Raw genomic sequence first — 19,612 nt, 5'->3', positions numbered from 1 at the left:
TTCAATAGCTCTGTTCAGGATTTGACTTTTATAGAGATATTGTTCTAATATTTTGTCTATGGAACTTACAGTCATTGACCTTATAAAACAAACAGGAGTTGTTGCAAAGGCTGTTTTACTTATACTTCTTTTCTTCTCCATACTTTCCTGGGCTGTTATATTTTACAAGTGGAAACTATTCAAAAACATGAAAAAGGAAAATCAAAAATTCTTTGAAGCCTTTTTAAATTCCAATGGAGCAAAGGAGCTTTTTGCTATAGCTAAAAGATTTGAATTAAGCCCTCTTGCTTCTCTTTATAGAGGAGTTTTCTCAGAGGCTTACGGTAAAAACCCCAGCAATATTGAAGCTATTACAAAAAAATACTCCTCCGATGAAATAAATAAAGTGGAAAGTTATCTTGGTTTTCTTGCCACCACAGGCTCCACAACTCCATTTATAGGACTTTTTGGAACAGTATGGGGAATCATGGATGCCTTTAGACACATAGGGCTGAAAGGTTCTGCTTCAATTGCCACTGTTGCACCGGGTATTGCAGAGGCACTGGTCACAACAGCTGCTGGTCTTTTTGCAGCTATTCCTGCAGTAATTGCTTACAATTACTTTACATCTCAGGCAAATAAAATAATTAATGAAGTCAATGACTTTTCTGAAACCCTCTTAAAATACCCATGGCAGGATTAACACCTCGCAGAAGGTCATCAATAGCAGACATTAATGTTACTCCTCTGGTTGATGTTATGCTTGTATTGCTCATTATTTTTATGGTTACAGCTCCTCTTTTAAAACAGGGAATTGATGTAAATCTTCCAAAGGCAAAAGGAAAAAGTCTTGAAGAATCTGAAAAAATAAGCATTGTCATTACTAAGGAAGGCAGAATATTTTTAAACGATAAAATAATTAACAAAGATGAGCTACCCTCAATACTCAATTCATACAGAGAAAGCAATACTGCTGTATTTTTAAAAGCTGATAAAGACGTTCCTTACGGTCTTGTAGCCGAGGTTATGGGGGAAGTTAAAGCTGCTGGAATAGAGAAAATAGGAATGGTAACAGAGCCAAAAGAAAGTAAATGACAGGCAAAATTTATTCTTCTGTCTTCCTATCTATCATTTTTCACAGTTTGTTTATTCTGGTTTTAATCTTTGGAGTAAGAAATTCTGTTAAAGATTTTAAAAATCTCACATATGTAACACTGATTCAAGAGACTGCTGCTCAGTCACAAACAGCCTCATCAAATGAAGAAAATAAAACGCCTGGCAGAGTTCAATCAATCAAACAGCCACCAGAGGAGATAAAAGTTTCAAGGAAGTCTGCAGAAAAAGAATCAAAAATTTCAAAACAAGATGAGCAACTTCTTCAGGAAAGAATTGCAGCCCTTAGAGCTAAAAAGAAAATCCTTGAAAAAGCTCAATCAGGCTCTGTAGAACTTAAAAGCGAACAAAATACTAAGGGAAGTGGAGTTTCATCAGGCTATTTAGCATTGATCTCTGGAATCATAAGACAGCACTGGAGTGTTCCTGATACTGTTCCTAAAAATCTTGAAGCAGTAGTTTCAGTGCGAATTCTTTCAAATGGACAGGTTATCATTGAAGGATTTGAACAAAAGTCAGGAAACATGCTTTTTGATTCTTCAGTATTGATAGCAATTAAAAATTCCTCTCCTCTTCCACCTCCTAAGAGCGTGATTGTTGTAGGATTGAGGTTTAAGCCATGAATTCAGGATTAAAAAAATTGATGGTTTTCACTATCTCTCTTACTCTCTGCCTTCATTCTATAGCACTAAGTTCTGCTTTTGCAGAAAAAATCTATCTTGATATAAATCAACCAGAAATTAAAAAACTTGCTCTTGCAATTGAGGGATTTGACACACTGCCTGTTGTATTTAACACCATAAAGGATGATCTTGAATTTACAGAATATTTCAGGGTTTACGGACCTTTTCCATTTAAAGAAGAGACATTTGACCCCAGCCTGTGGAAGTCCTCTGATGTTGAGATTATTGTAAGGGCTGAGACTTTGAACAAAATTTCAATGAAAGTTTTTACTGTTACTTCTTCATCGCCAATATTTGTAAAGGAATATCCTTTAAAGAATGATCAAGCTACAGGCAATCTTATTGCTTCTGATATATACAGGTTATTAACAGGTAAAGAAGCACCATTCTTTAATCGCTTTGCTTTTGTGAGAAAACTATCAAACACTATGGGAATTTTTTTAAGTAACTGGAATGGGAAAACTATTTACGATACAGGACTGAGAAGACAGATAATATCAAAAGTTGTTTTCAAAGGAAACAAGATTTTTTACTCCTGTCTTCACGGAAGATTCTGGAAAATAGAAGTATTTGACACAACAACCAAAACAAACAAAGAGATTATAAAGAGCAAAGCATTGCTTTTATTGGGTGATGTATTAAATGAATCAGAGTTCCTTTATTCAGAAAGTGATGGTGAGATCTCTGAAATTAAGATTTCTGACATCTATGGAAAAACAAAAACAATATATTCATCCCGATGGATTGATACTTCTCCAAGATGGACAAAATCTTCTATATTTTTCGTTTCAAATAGAGGTGGTTACCCGCAAATTTATCAAATGACGCACTCAGGAAGAGAAATCAGTAGAACAACATATAACGGAAGATACAATACAGAGCCAGCTATAAGTCCAGATGGTAGTAAACTGGCTTTTTCAGGGCTTAATGGAAGTTTTCAGGTTTATGTTATGGACATATCGTCAGGTATAAAAACCCAGGTAACAAGACAGGGTAACAATGAGCAGCCTTCTTTCTGTCCTGATGGTCATTTTTTAACGATAATGTCAGACAGAAGGGGAAAAAAAGAGATATATCTTATAAGTTCTGACGGTGCTGTTCAGAAATCCCTGACACATGGATATCTTCCCTCGTGTAGCAGATAATGGTTCATTCAGGAATAGATAGATTTGAAAAAACTCTTCCCAGGAGATTTTATGGTTTACGGGCTGGAGTTCTTATTCATCCAGCCTCTGTAAGTAGAAAACTCATTTACACGAAAGATATTCTATTTGAAAGTAAAAAAATCAGGGTTAAGGCTTTTTTTGGACCACAGCACGGAATATTTGGAGATACTCAGGACAACATGATTGAATGGGAAGGTTTTGTGGATAAAATAACAGGCTTACCAGTTTACAGTTTATATGGAAAAACGAGAAAGCCAACAGCACAAATGCTTGACGGTATTGAAGTTTTCATTGTTGATCTTCAGGATATTGGAGCAAGATACTACACATTCATCTGGACAATGGCTTTATGCATGGAAGCCTGTGAGGAAAAGGGAATACCGATGGTTGTCCTTGATAGAGTAAATCCAATTGGAGGGCATCTAACAGAAGGACCTGTGCTCAAGGTAGAGTTTTCATCATTCGTAGGATTGCATCCATTGCCTGTTCGCCATGGAATGACAATAGGTGAAATAGCCATGTATTTTAGACAGCAGTTTTATCCGAAGCTTGCTCTTACAGTTATTCCTCTTTATGGCTGGAAGAGAAATCAATGGTTTGATAAAACAGGACTACCCTGGGTAATTCCTTCACCAAATATGCCAACCATTGATGCTGCCACAGTTTATCCCGGAATGTGTCTTCTGGAAGGAACTATTTTAAGCGAAGGAAGAGGCACAACAAGACCCTTTGAAATATTTGGAGCACCTTTTATAGAGCCTGAAAAACTTGTAAAGAGACTGAATGAGTTCAAGTTGAAAGGAGTATTTTTTAGACCTCTTTACTTCAATCCCACTTTTAATAAATTTTCTGGTAAGTTATGCGGAGGTGCACAGATTCATGTGATAGACAGGGAAAAATTTAAACCCTTCAAAACAGCCATTGCAGTCCTTCTTACAGTAAAGGAACTTTATCCAGAAGTTAATCTGTGGCGTGAACCTCCCTATGAATACGAGTTTGAGAAACTTCCATTTGACATTCTTGCTGGTTCATATAGATTGAGGGAAGAAATTGAAAAAGGTAGCCCACTAAAAGATATTGAACAATGGTGGAGTGAAGAAAACGAAGAGTTTGAGAAAATACGAAATAATTATCTAATTTATAAATAAGGTGAGGACGGATTGAAAGACAGCGAATACTTAAAGGGTATTAAAGGCTTCATCCTTGCTGCAGGATATTCAACGAGACTCAGACCCATTACAGAGCAGATTCCCAAACCATTAATGCCAGTTGCTGGCGAGGTCTTGCTTGAATACATTTTTAAAAATTTAAATGCTCTGACCACAGAGATTGGTATAAATTTGCATTATAAAGCAGAGGAGATTGAAGATTACATAAAAAAGCAGAATCTTTCATTAAAAACATTTTATGAAGAGGAGATTCTTCTTACAGGCGGAGCACTGTGGAATGCAAAAGAGTTTCTTAAAGACTCTGTTTTTATTGTCCATAATGGAGACATTTACTCTGATGCAAACATTAAAGAAGCAGTAAAATGGCACATAGAAAATGAAAACTCAATAACCCTTCTGGTTCACGATTACAAGCCTCACAATAAATTAATTGTTGATGAAGATGGAAATTTGCTTGGAGTTGGAGATTCCGATGAATCTCATCTTGCCTTTTCAGGAATTGCTATTTATAGTGCTTATGTGCTTGAACTTTTACCTGAAGGTCCCTCATCAGTTATTGATTTGTGGCTGAAGGCAATTAAAAATGGATGCAGGGTAAGCACCTTTAAGGTAAAATACAGCTTCTGGTTTGATATTGGAACTCCTGGAGATTATGCCAGTGCAGTCTTTGATAAATTAAAGAGAAACTTTAGTTCCCTGTATATTCATCCTTCAGCCTCTGGATGCGAGCTCATTGAACCTGAAGGTAAGATAGTGATTGAGAGAGATGTAAAAATAACAAAGCCATTTAAGGGAAAAAACATCATAATTCTGCCTGAGACTGAATTTAAACCTGAAAATGATTACCTTTCAAACCTCATAATTGGTAAAAACTTTATGATACCATTTGAGACACTACACATTGAAACATTAACTTCTGGTGGGTCTGATAGAAAATACCTCAGAGAAAATAACAAAGTCTTTTGCACATGGGAAAAACTATCAGAGGATTTTGAAAAAACAATTGTTTTAAACGAGTTTTTTCATGAAAAAGCATTCCCTGTGCCTAAAATCCTTGAAGTAGACATAAATAAAAAAACGATTGTTTTTGAAGATCTTGGAGATTTAACCCTTTACAGCTGGTTTCAATGCAAAAGAACAGATGAAGAAATCGAAACACTCTATAAAAATATAGTTGAAGACGCTGGAAAACTTCACTGGAAAATATCTAAGGAAGCAACTGATTTAAATCTTCCAGAATTTGACTACTCCTATTTTCTCTGGGAAAGTGATTACTTTTTAAAAGAATGTGTCAGAGAAATATTTAAAGTTGAAGAAACCCCGGAAGAAGACTTCCATATGATTGCAGAAATTCTATCAAAAGCTCAAAAAGTAATATTGCACAGGGATTTACAGAGTCAGAATATAATTTTGAAAAATAGAAAAATCTATTTTGTGGACTATCAGAGTGCAAGATGGGGACCTGCAGGTTATGACATAGCTTCACTTCTCTGGGATCCATATGTAAAGCTTAAAGATGAAATAAGAATAAGGCTTGTTAATTTCTATATCAAAAGCCACGAGCTTGATGAAAAAGCTTTTTTACAAGAGCTCTCTTTATGCAGAATCCAGAGACATATGCAGGCTCTTGGAGCATACGGCTTTCTATCATTAAAAAAAGGGAAAAGAAATTTCCTTAAGTTTATTCCTTATGCAATAGACTTACTGGAAAAGGACATTGAAGAATGTCATATTAATCTTTCAGGGCTAAAAAACCTTGTTTTTAAAATCAAAAAACATTTAGTTCAGGGTTGTGTATTAAAATCCCTTTTAGTTCCTTAAGTTTTTTTCGTTCCTTTTCATCCTTAACTTTTTTTTCAAGTTTTCTGAGGCTTTTAAGCTTGCTTTCGTAAAGTTTTAAATATGCTGTGTATCTATTTCTGTCAACTTTTATTGAAAAATCTCCAGGAATGAACCACTTATCAGAGAAGTAAATCCATGAGGCAAAATCTGTTAATTCAAATCCCGGTAAAACATTTATTTTAGTGTGCCAAAAATCTTTTATTTTTAAGCCCTTCTCATCTGCAACAATTGTATATCCTCCTCTGAAAGGCTCTGCACCCTGAGTATCTTCATACTGCCATGTGGACACAGAAATCTGCCTTCCAATGTGGCAGCTTTTACAATCCCTTGCTTTTCCAAAAGGATGAGAAACCTCCTCAATCTGAAACCATAGTAAGTGGTTGTTACCAGCAGGAAGATTATCAACCGTTCCAACAATGTAATACATATCTTTCGTTTCACCGTTTATCCATCTATAGCGAAGTCCTGATGATAAAACATCTTCTTTAATATTGCCAACACTGTGGGGGAATATCTTTACAGGGAACCACCTCCCTTTTTGATCTTTCATAAGAATCAATGGTTTTTGAACTCCATAATAAAGTGAGTATTTTTTAAACGGCGTTGGTTTATCTCCTATATACCCCCTCCCCCACACTGTTATCTGATATCCACCAGCTTCTGTTACATGACAGGCTGTGCAGGTAAGATTTTTATGAATTGATTTTGCATGGGCTCTTTCAATTTCAATGTGACAGTCCTGACAGTCTGCCTTACGAGTCATGTCACCCATGCCTTTCCTGCCTACCTTATGGCAATCCACACAGTTGATACCTTTTTTGAAATGAATATCAGCAGTTCTTCCCTGTGGAATTGAATAAAAACCACCAATATAAGTTTCACCCCTTCTTGATTGAGCAGCACCGGTATGACATACAGAATTACCTCTTCCTCTTCCCATACAGCTGTAAGAGTCTGGCAGTTTTAAAAATGCGTGAGAGCCTTTTTCGCGACTCGGTGCATAGTGACAGTCAAGACAGCCAGCATGACAGATGTTACACATCTTCTGCCTACGCATTGCCTGTTCATCAGTAAAAGGGATGTTCATTTCTTTCCTAATCTTTTCAGTATTTGTAAAATCAAATCCTGCTTTTTTTAAAACTTCCTCCGGTGGAAGATCTGCGAAAGAAGGACCGCAGTTGTGAGGACCATATGGTTTTAACCAACTAACCATTGTCCTCTGTCTGAAGTTTATAGCCATTACTGTGGTTTTAAATTGCTTTAATTCATCTGCATGACATCCTGTCCTGCCGCATGTTTTTTTTGCTATATCAGGGTCAAAGTTAAAACTTTCAGTGCTTCTATCATGCCAGAGTACATTTCTTACTTGTGGATGCAGATGAAGTTCACCGTCTTCCTTTACCTTTGGAAGCATATCAAAGAGTCTGTCTTTGCCCTGTGGAATCAATCTATTCAGGTCAAAATCGTTTTTCTTATAAAGCATTTTTCTATCAACAATATCCATTGAATCCTTCACATAAATTGGTTTAAGCATACCCCTGTGGGCTTCATCTTTGTCCTTTGCTCTGCCATTACCAAGATGACAGTCTCTGCAAAAGACCGTCCTGTGTCCTGTCTGTTTTCGGACATCTTCTATAGTTACATAAAACTGTGGATATCCAAACTCAGCCATTTTTTCTTTTGAGCCATGACATTGAATACAGCCTTCTGATGAATCCATGTAGTAGTCATAACTAAAATATCCAATGATTACTAAAAATTGAAGGAAAAAAATTATGACAGTCACAGGTGAGGCTAAATCGCTGATTTTACCAAGCTTAAAGGTCATTGAAATTAATTTTAACATATAAAGGTCATCTGGGTATAACTGGTTCTTCCATTGACATAAATAATTCATTTGATATATACTCCTATATAGTATTCCTGCTTTGCAGGAGTAAAAACTACTCAGGGAGGTTTAAAAATGAGGAATTATGTGAATGCTTCGTGTGATTATGGGTGTAAGAAAAGAAGTTTTATTCCAACCCTTCTAATCGCAGGAGTTTTGCTCTTACTTCTCGTTAATTTTACATGGGCTGCAACTCCTCTCAGTGATGAAAGAGTAAAGGAAGCTCAGAATTGTGGAATTAATGTAGTGGATGTAAATGGAGCAAAGGAACTTATCAAAAAGGGTGCTGTTATTGTAGATGTCAGGGAATATACTGAATATGTAGCAGGACACATTCCAGGTGCAATCTGGGCTCCGAGAGGATTAATGGATTTTCAGGCTTTTACATGGCTGCCAGATAAGAATAAAACATATCTTATTTATTGCAAAACAGGTGGCAGAGGCTCAATAGTAACATGCGATTTGAAAAAGCTTGGTTATAAGAATGTGTACAATTTGAAAGGCGGATTTGAAGCATGGACAAAGGCTGGAGAGCCTGTAGAAAAGGGTGAACCAGAGGGTATGGGCAAAGGCATTAAGAAATAATTGACAAAATATAACATTTTAGGTTAATTTAAATTTTGATGGGCCTATAGCTCAGCTCGGTTAGAGCGCACCCCTGATAAGGGTGAGGTGGTTGGTTCGACTCCAACTAGGCCCATTGAGAATGTGGGGGCGTAGCTCAGTTGGGAGAGCGCCTGCTTTGCACGCAGGAGGTCGTGGGTTCGAATCCCTTCGCCTCCACTTTATTTTTCAAGAGTTTGTGAAACTCTCTCACTTTGAGTGTAATGGAGTATCTTTCCAATTCTTTAAATGCCTCCCAAGCCTCTCTACTGTCATCCAAAACTTCTCTTTTTGTCATTCCGAGGGGCTCAATGCCATTTTCATTGTCATTCCGAGGGTGGCATCCCACTTTTTTTTGTCATTCCGAGGGTGGCATTCCACCCGAGGAATCTCTGAGTCTTCCAATGCCGAAAGAAACGAAGGAGATTCCTCGCTCCGCTCGGAATGACAAATTGAAAGGTCATTCCGAGGGTGTAATCCCGCTTTTTTTGTCATTCCGAGGGTGGCATCCCACCCGAGGAATCTCTGAGTCTTCCAATGCCGAAAGAAACAAAGGAGATTCCTCGCTCCGCTCGGAATGACAAATTGAAAGGTCATTCCGAGGGTGGCATCCCACTTTTTTTTGTCATTCCGAGGGTGACATTCCACTTTTTTTTGTCATTCCGAGGGTGACATTCCACTTTTTTTGTCATTCCGAGGGTGGTATCCCACCCGAGGAATCTCTGAGTCTTCCAATGCCGAAAGAAACAAATGAGATTCCTCGCCTGCCTCTGGCAGGCTCGGAATGACAAAAAAAGGTCATTCCGCGGGGCTCAATGCCATTTTCATTGTCATTCCGAGGGTGGCATTCCACCTTTACTTTGTCATTCCGAGCGAAGCGAGGAATCTCCTCCGTTATTCAACGATTTCTTCATAAAGGTCCTTCCATTGCGGATTAATACTTTCTATCAAAGACTCTTTTTTATCCCTACTCCAGCTTTTTATCTGTTTTTCTCTTTTTATTGCTTCATTGACATCTCTTGCAATTTCGTAATAGACAAGTTTTGTTATGTTGTATTTTGATGTAAATCCTTTCACAAGCTTGTTTTTGTGTTCATATACTCTCTTTATGAGGTTATTGGTAACCCCTGTATAAAGGACTGTGTTGTATTTGTTTGTCATTATGTAAACATAATATTGCTCTGGCATGAGATATTTTAACATTTTAAAGAGGGGGAGATCCCTCGCTCCGCTCGGGATGACAAATTGAAAGGTCATTCCGAGGGTGGCATTCCACTTTTTTTTGTCATTCCGAGGGTGGCATTCCACCTTTTTTTGTCATTCCGAGGGTGGCATTCCACTTTTTTTTGTCATTCCGAGGGTGGCATCCCACCCGAGGAATCTCTGAGTCTTCCAATGCCGAAAGAAACGAAGGAGATTCCTCGCTCCGCTCGGAATGACAAATTGAAAGGTCATTCCGAGGGGCTCAATGCCATTTTCATTGTCATTCCGAGGGTGGCATCCCACTTTTTTTGTCATTCCGAGGGTGGCATTCCACCCGAGGAATCTCTAAGTCTTCCAATGCCGAAAGAAACAAAGGAGATTCCTCGCCTGCCTCTGGCAGCCTCGGAATGACAACCCAAATCTGTCATTGCGAGCCCGACGAAGTCGGGCGTGGCAATCTCTATTGTAAGGAGGAGATTCCTCGCTCCGCTCGGAATGACAAAGGAAAAAGGTCGGAATCACAAGGTATGGGCAGGCTCGGAATGACAAAGGAAAAAGGTCGGAAGGACAGAGAAAAAACAGAAGACAGAGAAAAAAACGGAAAGAAAAAAATAGAACGACAAAAGAAAAAAACGGAATAGCAACATAGGAAAGAATCAATAAAAAAGGCGGGGGGAGTCCCCCGCCTGTATGACGAACACGGTGCGTTCAATTTTACATATTAAGGCAATTAGAAGTTGAGCTGGATTCCGTGTCTTACTGCCCAGGCATCAGCAGCATCTTTTCCGCTGCTGAGCTTGTAAGCATCGCCAGGCCAGAAGTAGCCACCTTCTACCCAGTATTTGAGTCCTTTGTCAATCTGATAGGTTACTGTAGCATCAACTTCCCAGCCAAGGTCTTTGTCTTTCTCTAAAGACTTATTATTAATAGCTACTGCTTTTTGAGCTCTTAACCAGTAGCCGTAAAGCTTTGCATTGATGTCTTTTGTGATGTCATATGAGCCACCGAATTTCACATACTGGGTATTGCAAAGACCTGTGCCAATTTTGGTTCCGAGAGAGAAGTTACATGCAGTTGGCGCAAGATATTCATAGATAAATGTATAGTGCTGCTCTGGACCAAGAGCTGTAATGAATGCTTCCATCTTATTGTCTGTGCTATCTTTGTCACCACTACCAATTGCATACTCTGCTGTAAGTGTTAACGGAACTGCTTTGAATTTGTAGTCAAGTCCTGCAAGAGCTGCCCAGCCTCTGAGTTTTACATTATCTATTGTAGTGCTATAATCATTAATCTTACCAGTCTGGAACTCAACATCTGCTCTGAAGTTAAGCCCTGTTCCAGCAATGTCATCAACATTACCTCTTAAACCAAAGTTCCAGAGATGAATATCTGGCAAAAGACCAGCGAATCCTGTATTACCTATGTTCTGATGATCAACATAGGTAATATCAGCGCTTAAACCAAAGCCTTTTCCTGCATAGGCAGCAAGAATTCCATATGCTGTAGAATCGTCATTAAGAAATGGATATCCTTCATAAAACTTGATTGTATGCGCTGCAATTGTGAGCTCTTTTAATGGCTGAACGAATACGAGGATAGCATCATCACCATAGTAGGAGTGGTCAAAGAAGAGTCCGTAGCCGAGCTTGATGAGCTGACGACCTACTTTAAAGCCTGCTGGAACACCAAGAAGTCCGCTACCCTGATACTGAATCCATGCCTGACGAATGTAAAGATTTGACTCATCATGCCAGTTACCAAAGGGATAGTTACCTTTTGGACCCTTTGTGCCAGAACCCCAGGTTACATTTTCAGAACTATTGTCGGTAGTTTTGTTACTTTCAACTTCAACATATCCAGTTGTATTTGGAGAAACCTTTGCTTCAAGATTGAGCCTTACACGATAATCATAGTAGGAAGTGTTTTTATTTTGTGTAAATGTTGTCGTGGACTTAGGTTGCCCATTTGTTGGATCAAGATACCAAGTAGTTTTAGTGTCATAATATCCTTCATCTTTTACTGCTAAATTGCTCCCATATAATCCTCTGAAACGCAGTTCACCGCCGAGGGTAATCTGGGTTTTTCCTTTTGCGATTACTGCTGTTGTGTCTGATGGGATTTCTGCTGGTGCTGCATAGCTCAATGCAGCAAGACCTAAGAGAAGAACCAATACTGCTAAAATAGTTGCATACTTTTTCACTTCCTAACCTCCATCGGTTAGTTCAGTTACACCGCCAAGGGCGGTGGTACTACATTAATAAGGAGGAGATTCCTCGCTTGCGCTTGGAATGACAGAGAAAGTATTCTCACATCATAAAGAACCTTCTCTGTCTCTCCTCAGATTTGGGGTTGCCCCCCACTGCACCGTGTTCGCCTTCTCACCTCCTTTTTGTCAAGTTTAAAAAATTTTAGCATAGTTTTTACCCTTTGTCAAGGGGGGATTCCTCGTCTGCTTACGCAGGCTCGGAATAACAAAAAAATTAGCTAAGAATGACAGTTTTAGTTTGTCATTCCGAACGGAGCACGAGCAGAGTGAGGAATCTCATCCTCGGAATGACATTTAGTATGAATGCAATTTTTCTGCCAGATGAAAATCCCTTTATTTGCTGTTTTTTTGTGTTTTATGGTGTGTATTTATGGATACACTCTGTGGAAAAAAGAAGACAGCTGATTTTGTGGCTTTCCCAATCCATTGATTTTACAGTAGGCGCGGAGGGGATCGAACCCACGACCTCTTCCGCGTCAAGGAAGCGCTCTCCCACTGAGCTACGCGCCTGATGATTGTTAATTATAAATAATTTTCTACTGATATTGTCAATAGTGTTTTTTCGCATTAAAGAGGAGATTGCCACGCCCGACTCCGTCGGGCTCGCAATGACAGAAAAGGGGTGTCATTCCGAGCCTGCCCATACCTTGTGATTCAGACCTTTTTCCTTTGTCATTCCGAGCCTGCGTAAGCAGGCGAGGAATCTCCTTTGTTTCTTTCGACATCGGAAGACTCAGAGATTCCTCGGGTGGAATGCCACCCTCGGAATGACAAAAAAAAATGGAATGCCACCCTCGGAATGACAATGAAAATGGCATTGAGCCCCTCGGAATGACCTTTCAATTTGTCATTCCGAGCGCAAGCGAGGAATCTCCTTCGTTTCTTTCGACATTGGAAGAGTTAGAGATTCCTCGGGTGGAATGCCACCCTCGGAATGACAAAAAAAAAATGGAATGCCACCCTCGGAATGACAAAAAAAAGTGGAAAGCCACCCTCGGAATGACAAAAAAAGTGGAATGCCACACTCGGAATGACAAAAAAAGTGGGATACCACCCTCGGAATGAGATATAAAAAGGCTGGGATGACAATTTATATCGTCAGTTTCAGGTAACTACTTCAGGTTAAAACTCCATCTATCATTCTCAGTGTTCTTGTGCATTTTTGAGCAATTGCTTCATTATGAGTAACAATTATAAAGGTAATGCCTTCTTCAGAGTTAATTTTTTTAAAAAGCTCAAAAAGCTCATGAGCTGACCTTGAATCAAGATTTCCTGTGGGCTCATCGGCAAGCACCAAAGAAGGATTTTTAAACAAAGCTCTTGCCACGGCAACTCTCTGTTGCTCTCCACCTGAGAGCTCACCAGGACGATGTTGGGCTCGTTCTGATAATCCTAATTTTTTCAGTATTTCAAAAGCCCTTTCTTTAATGACATTTTGAGTTAACTTAGTCTTGCTGTAATGCGATGCAATTAACTCCGGCATTATAACATTTTCCAGAACATTAAACTCTGGCAAAAGATAGTGAAACTGAAAGACAAAACCAATATGTTTGTTACGAAACTCTGCGAGAGAATCTGCTGAAAGCTTTAAAGGATTTATTTCCTCTTGAAATTTGAATAAAATATCACCAGAGGTTGGTTTATCCAGTGTTCCAATCACATGGAGAAAAGTGCTTTTACCAACTCCGCTTGCTCCTGTTATAGCCACAATCTCACCTTGATAGGCTGTAAAATCAATCCCTTTCAATACTTCTATTGAACCAGCCTTTGTCCAGTAAGTTTTTTTAAGGTTCTTTGTCCTTAGTATCTCTTTCATGGAAGGGTTTTCCAAATTCATTTATTTTTTTCATTATATCCTGGTGAATCCTATCTGCTTTGTCTGCAGTATAGTGAAATCCTTTTTTAACAATTCCAGTTGTTTTATCGCCTACCTGTCTGATTTTTTCTCCACCAAAAAACACTGCAACAATAACAAAAACGATAAATACAATTATGCTCAGGCATCCAATGTTTCTTATCAATCTAAACATCACTCATACCTCAGAATCTCAACAGGATTTATTTTTGATGCCCTGTGAGCAGGATAAACAGTTGAAATAAGGCTGATAAATAAAGCAGATGCACATATCACCGTAACATCAAAAATTTTAATTTTAACCGGTAGTTTACTGAGATAGTAAACATCTGCTGGAAGTTTTACAATTTCATAGGATTTAACAATCTCACATAGAAAGACTCCTCCTGTTAATCCTATAAAAGTTCCAATTAAACCAATAATAAGCCCCTGACATACGAAAATCCACTTTATGAGACTGTCTTTTGCGCCCATTGACTTAAGTATAGCAATGTCTCTCTGCTTTTCAGTAACATTTATCATTAACATGCTTACTATATTAAAAGATGCAACAAGCACAACCAATGTAAGGATAAGAAACATTGTGAATTTTTCAAGCTTAAGGGCAGAAAAGAGGTTTCTGTTCATCTGCATCCAGTCTTTGAGATAGAATTCTCCATCAAGTTCACGAGCAATTCTCTGACAGATTACATCTGCCTTGTAGACATCTTTAAGTCTTAGTTGAATACCTGTTACTTTATCTCCATATTCAAAAAAATCTTGAGCTATCCTGAGGTCTGTTATTGCAAGATTCATGTCATATTCATACATTCCTATTTCAAAAATTCCTGTAACAGTAAACTTCCTGACCTTTGGAATTATACCCAATGGACCAATTGAGCCCATTGGAGATATTACTGTAATTGTGTCTCCAGGAAGCACTCCAAGAAGATTTGCCAGTTCTTTGCCGATTATTATCCATGGCAGGTCTGTGTAATTTTGATATTTATATTTAACATGTTTAAAAACCTCTGTAGTTTTCATGTCATACTCTGGAATAATCCCTCTAAGATACACTCCATGAGCTCTTTTACCGGAGGAAATAAGAACCTGTCCCATTACAAAAGGGGAGGATGCTTCAATTTCTTGTTTTTTTGATAAAAAATCCATAACAGCTCTGTAGTTATCTATTCCTCCAGAGTAACTTAAAACCACAGCATGTGCTTGTGTGCCAAGAATTTTTTTCTGTAAATCCTCATGAAATCCGCTTATTACAGAAATAACAACAATCAGAGCCATAACTCCTAATGCAACTCCACTTATGGAAATTATAGTGCCGAAGGAAAAACCTCTTTTTTTACTCTTTAAATACCTTAAAGCAATATAAAAAGGAAGTCTCATCTCTCAGGTCTTAAAAGAGGAAAAAGTATAACATCTCTTATTGAGTGAGTGTCAGTTAAAATCATAACAAGTCTGTCTATTCCAATGCCTTCTCCTGCTGCCGGAGGCATACCAACTTCAAGGGCTCTCACAAAGTCCTCATCCATCTCGGGCACTTCTTCGTCTCCTTTAAGCCTTTCTTCAAGCTGGCGTAGAAATCTTTCTTTCTGATCAATAGGATCATTTAATTCTGAAAAGGCATTTGCCATTTCCCTTCCAGCAATAAAAAGTTCAAATCTTTCTACAAGCTCTGGATTGTCTTTTTTTCTCTTTGCCAGAGGAGAAAGCTCAACAGGATAATCAATGATAAATGTTGGCTGAATAAGTTCAGGCTCCACAACTTCTTTAAATATCTCGTCAAGAACCTTGCTTAGAGAGCTTCCCTCAGGAATCTCTATACCTTTGTCCTTAGCCCATTTTAAAGCAAAATCTCTGTTTTTTAGTGCTTCCTCTGGCACACCTTTAGTCTTCAGGGCATCATACATGGCAATTCTTTTAAAAGGTGGAGTGAAATCAATTGTGTAATCTCCGTATTTTACCTTAAGACTTCCCGAGACTTTTTCAACAATGTAAACTAATAGCTTTTCTGTAAAATCCATGAGCCAGTTATAGTCTTTGTAAGCCACATAAAACTCCACCATTGTGAATTCCGGATTGTGCTTCGTTGATATTCCCTCATTTCTAAAATTCTTCCCTATTTCAAAAACTCTTTCAAATCCGCCCACAAGAAGCCTTTTCAGATAAAGCTCTGGTGCAATTCTTAAGTAAAGCTCCATATCAAGAGCTTCATGATATGTTTTAAATGGCTTTGCTCTCGCACCTCCTGCAATTGTATGCATCATAGGAGTTTCAACTTCAAGGAATCCTTCCCTTTCAAGAAACTCTCTCAAATACTTAATAATTTGTTGTCTCTTTATAAAAGTTTCCTTTACTGATGGATTTACAATAAGGTCAACATATCTCTGCCTGTATCTTGCCTCTATATCTTTAAGTCCATGCCACTTTTCTGGAAGAGGCCTGAGGGATTTACTTAAAAAAACAAAGTTATGAACTTCTATTGTTAACTCATTTGTCTTTGTTCTAAAGAGTTTTCCTTCAACACCAATAATGTCGCCGATATCAAGATTTTTAATTAAAGAAAATTTTTCTCCTAAGACATCTTTTCTTAGATAAATTTGAATTCTTCCCTTTGAATCCTGTATATGGGCAAAAGCTGCTTTACCAAAATCTCTTAAAAGAATTATTCTTCCAGCAGCTGAGGTTCGTATGTTTTCCTGCTCCAGTTTTTCTTTATCAAGATCTCCAAATTTTGTAAAAATTTCTTCAGTGCTGTATTCAGGATCAAAAACTCCATTGTAAGGTTCAATACCAAGACTTCTCAGTGTTTCAAGTTTTTTAATCCTCTGCTGGATAAGTTCAGATAAAGGCGTTTCCTGCATATTACTAATTTATACCCCCTTTATTTATTGAAGCTGTTAAAAACTTGCAAACTCTTGAAAATCAAGAATTTGCAAGTCCTTCTAATTTTAAATTAACTCCGCACTAAGGCGGAGATCCCTCGGCTTCGCCTCGGGATGACATAAAAGAGGTGTCATTCCGAGCCTGCCCATACTTTGTCATTCCGAGCCTGCCAGAGGCAGGCGAGGAATCTCCTTTGTTTCTTTCGGCATTGGAAGACTCAGAGATTCCTCGGGTGGAATGCCACCCTCGGAATGACAAAAAAAGTGGAATGCCACACTCGGAATGACAATGAAAATGGCATTGAGCCCCTCGGGATGACAATAAAAACGCTTTTAAATATAACATTTTAAAGAACAACCTCTTATTCTACAGTCTTCATAAAATCTTTAATTAAAAAATCGGGGCGAGCCGATTTGAACGGCCGACCACTCGCACCCCAAGCGAGTGCGCTAACCAGGCTGCGCTACGCCCCGATTCAAGAAAGCATTCTCAAAATCTCTTTAAGTTTAATTCTTACTTTATCTAATATATCTTCTTTTGTTAGCGTTTCATTTGAAGCTTGCCTGTTATACATTTTTCCTAATTTCTGTCTCACTCCCTCTACAGTAAATCTCTCCTCATAAAGCATCTTTTTGATTAAAAAAAGCATCTCTATATCTTTTTTAGTATACAATCTTTGCCCTGTCTTTGTCTTTTTAGGCTTTAAAAAAGGGAACTCTGTTTCCCAGTATCTTAAAACATAAGGCTCAACTCCAACAATTCTGCTGGTTTCTCCAATTTTATAAAAAATTTTAAAAGGCAGTTGTTTTTGTATTGCCTCTCCCATTTCAGCTCATACTTTTCTGAATCCTTTGTTTCAACTGCTCACTTGGTCTGAAAGTAACCACTTTTCTTGGCTTAATTTCCACAGTTTGCATGGTCTTCGGATTTCTACCCATTCTACTTCCCTTTCTTCTTACTGTAAAAACTCCGAAACCTGATATTTTAACTACTTCTTCTTCCTTCAAAGCCTCTTTTATCGTGTCAAAAACTGTCTCCACAATTTTCTGTATCTCAGTTTTCGGTAATCCTACTCTTTCAAAAATGAAATTAATAAGATCAGCTTTCGTCATCACATCCCCCTCAGCTCAGCAATTTAGTTTATTGAATTTTATCTTATTTCATTGCGATATTGTCAAGTTAAAGGATTACCTTCAGGATTAAGCTGGATTAAGCGTCAGCAGGAGCCTCTTTGCTTACGCTCAAATTGGCAGAAAAAATTGCCACTGTACTTTACACAGATCTTTTTTTGTGATATAATTTTTACCGTGAATTCAGAGAGTTTTATAGATGTTCCAGTAAGAGTTAAGTATGCTGATACAGATAATTTTGGTATTGTTTATTATGGAAACTATGCAATATTTTTTGAAAAAGCAAGGACAGAGTATTTAAGGCAAAAAGGATATACTTACAAGGAATTGGAAAACAATGGATATCATCTTCCAGTTGTTGAGTTTCATGTTAAATATTACAAACCTGCAACATATGATGATTTGCTTATTATAAGAACTTCAATAGAAAGTTTAAAATCAAGAGGGATAGTATTTCGCTACGAAGTTTTTAAAGAAGAAGAAAAGATTGCAGAAGGTTTCACATATCATATCTGTGTTAACAGTGAAAATAAACCTGTTGCTCTTCCTCATTGTTTTATAGAAATTCTAAAAAATCTTTAAAATGAAACAAAAAGCTGTTATAACAGGAATGAATCTTATTACTCCTCTGGGAGTGAGTTTAGATATATGCTGGAGAAAATTAGTTAATGGAGAATCTGGAATTAGCCAAATTACATTTTTTAATCCTGAAAACAATAAATGTCAGATTGCAGGACAGTGTAATGACTTTTCAGCTGAAGAATTTCTTGATAAAAAAATAATATCTCGCTATGACAGAATGTTTCATTTTTTTATCTCAGTAGCTTTATTAACAGCAGAAACGTCAGGTTTTAAACCTGAATCAATTAAAGATCCTTTCAGATTTTCTATCATTGGAGCAAGTGCTATTGGTTGTCCTGCTACTTTTGAAAAAAATTATGGAATATTTACATCAAAAGGACCTAAAAAGGTCTCTCCTTTTTGCATTTTAAACTTAGCTGCCAATCCTGTGGCAGGAGAGGTAGCAAGAATTTTCAATGCCCGCGGACCACAGTATTTTCTTCAAGAAGCCTGTGCTGCAGGAACTAAAGCTATAGGGCTGGCTACAAAACTAATTCAGATGGGAATAATTGACATTGCAATGGTTATAGGAGCTGATGCAGGCATAACACCAACAATTATTGCAAGTCTTGAAAACATCGGAGCAATTGCTGGTGGGAAAGGAAATATAATGCCTCAACAAGCCTCAAGACCATTTGACAGTTTAAGATGTGGCTTTGTTCCTTCAGAGGGAGCTGGTTGCGTTATTGTAGAATCTTATGACCATGCTTTGAAAAGAGGAGCAATTCCTTTAGCTGAAGTTGCAGGATTTGGTGCAACCTGCGATGCCTATCATCCAACCGCACCAGAACCACAAGCTTTAAGCATTGCTGAATGCATGAAAATGGCTTTACAGGACGCAAGAGCTTCACCAGAAGAAATTGACTGCATTAATGCGCATGGAACCTCTACAGTTTTAAACGATTTAACTGAAACAGTAGCAATAAAAAAAGTTTTCAAAGAGCATGCCTACAGAATTCCTATTTCAGCAAATAAGTCAATGATTGGACATATGTGGGGAGCTGCTGGAGTAGTAGAAACTATTTTCTCCGTAAAAACAATAATTGAAGGAATTATACCTCCAACAATAAATCTTGAAAATCCTGATCCAGACTGTGATCTTGATTATGTTCCGAATAAAGCAAGAAAAAAAGAAGTGAACACAGTTTTAAAAAATTCTTTTGGTTTTGGAGGTATTAATGCTTCCTTGGTGTTAAAAAAGATTTAAGGAG

18 protein-coding genes and 4 tRNA genes are annotated in these 19,612 nt (G+C 37.9%); 11 read left to right on the top strand and 11 right to left on the bottom strand.

Going from position 1 to position 19,612, the window contains the following annotated elements:
• Nucleotides 1-58 precede the first annotated feature (58 nt).
• The 6 genes from tolQ to V4D30_RS02540 are packed head-to-tail and all read left to right on the top strand — an operon-like array spanning nt 59 to nt 5,931.
• Nucleotides 59-682, top strand: coding sequence for a protein TolQ (gene tolQ / locus V4D30_RS02565; protein ID WP_353684688.1), 624 nt, complete (start codon nt 59-61; stop codon nt 680-682).
• The gene (tolR, locus tag V4D30_RS02560) at nt 670-1,074 is read left to right on the top strand and encodes a protein TolR (RefSeq protein WP_353684687.1); all 405 of its coding nucleotides are present in this window, start codon (nt 670-672) and stop codon (nt 1,072-1,074) included. Before tolQ ends, tolR begins: the two co-directional genes overlap by 13 nt.
• Nucleotides 1,071-1,715, top strand: coding sequence for a TonB C-terminal domain-containing protein (locus V4D30_RS02555; protein WP_353684686.1), 645 nt, complete (start codon nt 1,071-1,073; stop codon nt 1,713-1,715). Before tolR ends, V4D30_RS02555 begins: the two co-directional genes overlap by 4 nt.
• On the top strand, nt 1,712-2,920 hold the full coding sequence (locus V4D30_RS02550) for a hypothetical protein (protein WP_353684685.1): 1,209 nt from the start codon (nt 1,712-1,714) through the stop codon (nt 2,918-2,920). The genes V4D30_RS02555 and V4D30_RS02550 overlap by 4 nt, the downstream gene beginning before the upstream one ends.
• Complete coding sequence (locus tag V4D30_RS02545; protein ID WP_353684684.1) at nt 2,920-4,089, top strand: DUF1343 domain-containing protein; 1,170 nt, start codon at nt 2,920-2,922, stop codon at nt 4,087-4,089. Before V4D30_RS02550 ends, V4D30_RS02545 begins: the two co-directional genes overlap by 1 nt.
• Nucleotides 4,090-4,101: 12 nt before the next feature.
• Nucleotides 4,102-5,931, top strand: a complete 1,830-nt coding sequence (locus V4D30_RS02540) for a sugar phosphate nucleotidyltransferase (RefSeq protein WP_353684683.1) — start codon at nt 4,102-4,104, stop codon at nt 5,929-5,931.
• Here V4D30_RS02540 and V4D30_RS02535 read toward each other — a convergent pair.
• Nucleotides 5,879-7,798, bottom strand: a complete 1,920-nt coding sequence (locus V4D30_RS02535; RefSeq protein WP_353684682.1) for a hypothetical protein — start codon at nt 7,796-7,798, stop codon at nt 5,879-5,881. The two genes, V4D30_RS02540 and V4D30_RS02535, sit on opposite strands and share 53 nt — an antisense overlap.
• Before the next feature lie 117 nt (nt 7,799-7,915).
• On the opposite strand from V4D30_RS02535, the gene V4D30_RS02530 reads away from it, so the two are divergent.
• The 3 genes from V4D30_RS02530 (at nt 7,916) to V4D30_RS02520 (ending at nt 8,623) form a co-directional block, all read left to right on the top strand.
• Nucleotides 7,916-8,425 (top strand): rhodanese-like domain-containing protein, encoded by a 510-nt coding sequence (locus tag V4D30_RS02530; protein WP_353684681.1) that lies wholly within the window; start codon nt 7,916-7,918, stop codon nt 8,423-8,425.
• A 40-nt stretch (nt 8,426-8,465) separates the two neighbouring features.
• Nucleotides 8,466-8,540, top strand: a tRNA-Ile gene (locus tag V4D30_RS02525).
• Nucleotides 8,541-8,550: 10 nt separating this feature from the next.
• Nucleotides 8,551-8,623: transfer RNA gene (locus tag V4D30_RS02520), tRNA-Ala, on the top strand.
• 714 nt (nt 8,624-9,337) lie between these two features.
• On the opposite strand, the gene V4D30_RS02515 is transcribed toward V4D30_RS02520, so the two are convergent.
• The 10 genes from V4D30_RS02515 to V4D30_RS02470 all read right to left on the bottom strand — a co-directional run bounded on the left by V4D30_RS02515 (nt 9,338) and on the right by V4D30_RS02470 (nt 17,762).
• Nucleotides 9,338-9,646 (bottom strand): GIY-YIG nuclease family protein, encoded by a 309-nt coding sequence (locus V4D30_RS02515; RefSeq protein ID WP_353684680.1) that lies wholly within the window; start codon nt 9,644-9,646, stop codon nt 9,338-9,340.
• 730 nt (nt 9,647-10,376) lie between these two features.
• Nucleotides 10,377-11,849, bottom strand: coding sequence for an alginate export family protein (locus tag V4D30_RS02510; RefSeq protein WP_353684679.1), 1,473 nt, complete (start codon nt 11,847-11,849; stop codon nt 10,377-10,379).
• Nucleotides 11,850-12,353: 504 nt separating this feature from the next.
• Nucleotides 12,354-12,425, bottom strand: a tRNA-Val gene (locus V4D30_RS02505).
• Between the two features lie 607 nt (nt 12,426-13,032).
• On the bottom strand, nt 13,033-13,752 hold the full coding sequence (locus tag V4D30_RS02500) for an ABC transporter ATP-binding protein (RefSeq protein WP_353684678.1): 720 nt from the start codon (nt 13,750-13,752) through the stop codon (nt 13,033-13,035).
• A complete protein-coding gene (locus V4D30_RS02495; RefSeq protein ID WP_353684677.1) occupies nt 13,700-13,945 on the bottom strand; it encodes a hypothetical protein in 246 nt (81 codons plus the stop codon). Before V4D30_RS02495 ends, V4D30_RS02500 begins: the two co-directional genes overlap by 53 nt.
• Nucleotides 13,945-15,150: a lipoprotein-releasing ABC transporter permease subunit gene (locus V4D30_RS02490; RefSeq protein ID WP_353684676.1), complete on the bottom strand. Its 1,206-nt coding sequence runs from the start codon at nt 15,148-15,150 to the stop codon at nt 13,945-13,947. The genes V4D30_RS02495 and V4D30_RS02490 overlap by 1 nt, the downstream gene beginning before the upstream one ends.
• Nucleotides 15,147-16,628: a lysine--tRNA ligase gene (gene lysS, locus V4D30_RS02485; protein WP_353684675.1), complete on the bottom strand. Its 1,482-nt coding sequence runs from the start codon at nt 16,626-16,628 to the stop codon at nt 15,147-15,149. The genes V4D30_RS02490 and lysS overlap by 4 nt, the downstream gene beginning before the upstream one ends.
• A 420-nt stretch (nt 16,629-17,048) precedes the next feature.
• Nucleotides 17,049-17,123: transfer RNA gene (locus tag V4D30_RS02480), tRNA-Pro, on the bottom strand.
• 2 nt (nt 17,124-17,125) lie between these two features.
• Nucleotides 17,126-17,476 (bottom strand): MerR family transcriptional regulator, encoded by a 351-nt coding sequence (locus V4D30_RS02475; protein ID WP_353684674.1) that lies wholly within the window; start codon nt 17,474-17,476, stop codon nt 17,126-17,128.
• 1 nt (nt 17,477) lies between these two features.
• Nucleotides 17,478-17,762, bottom strand: coding sequence for an integration host factor subunit alpha (locus V4D30_RS02470; RefSeq protein WP_353684673.1), 285 nt, complete (start codon nt 17,760-17,762; stop codon nt 17,478-17,480).
• A gap of 195 nt (nt 17,763-17,957) precedes the next feature.
• On the opposite strand from V4D30_RS02470, the gene V4D30_RS02465 reads away from it, so the two are divergent.
• On the top strand, nt 17,958-18,362 hold the full coding sequence (locus tag V4D30_RS02465; protein WP_353684672.1) for a thioesterase family protein: 405 nt from the start codon (nt 17,958-17,960) through the stop codon (nt 18,360-18,362).
• A 1-nt stretch (nt 18,363) separates the two neighbouring features.
• A complete protein-coding gene (locus V4D30_RS02460; protein WP_353684671.1) occupies nt 18,364-19,608 on the top strand; it encodes a beta-ketoacyl-[acyl-carrier-protein] synthase family protein in 1,245 nt (414 codons plus the stop codon).
• Nucleotides 19,609-19,612 lie beyond the last annotated feature (4 nt).

This window comes from Thermodesulfovibrio sp. 3907-1M, assembly GCF_040450955.1.
GTDB lineage: Bacteria > Nitrospirota > Thermodesulfovibrionia > Thermodesulfovibrionales > Thermodesulfovibrionaceae > Thermodesulfovibrio > Thermodesulfovibrio autotrophicus.
Note: the sequence above shows the minus strand (reverse complement) of the source record. Positions and strands in the feature narration are given on the sequence as shown.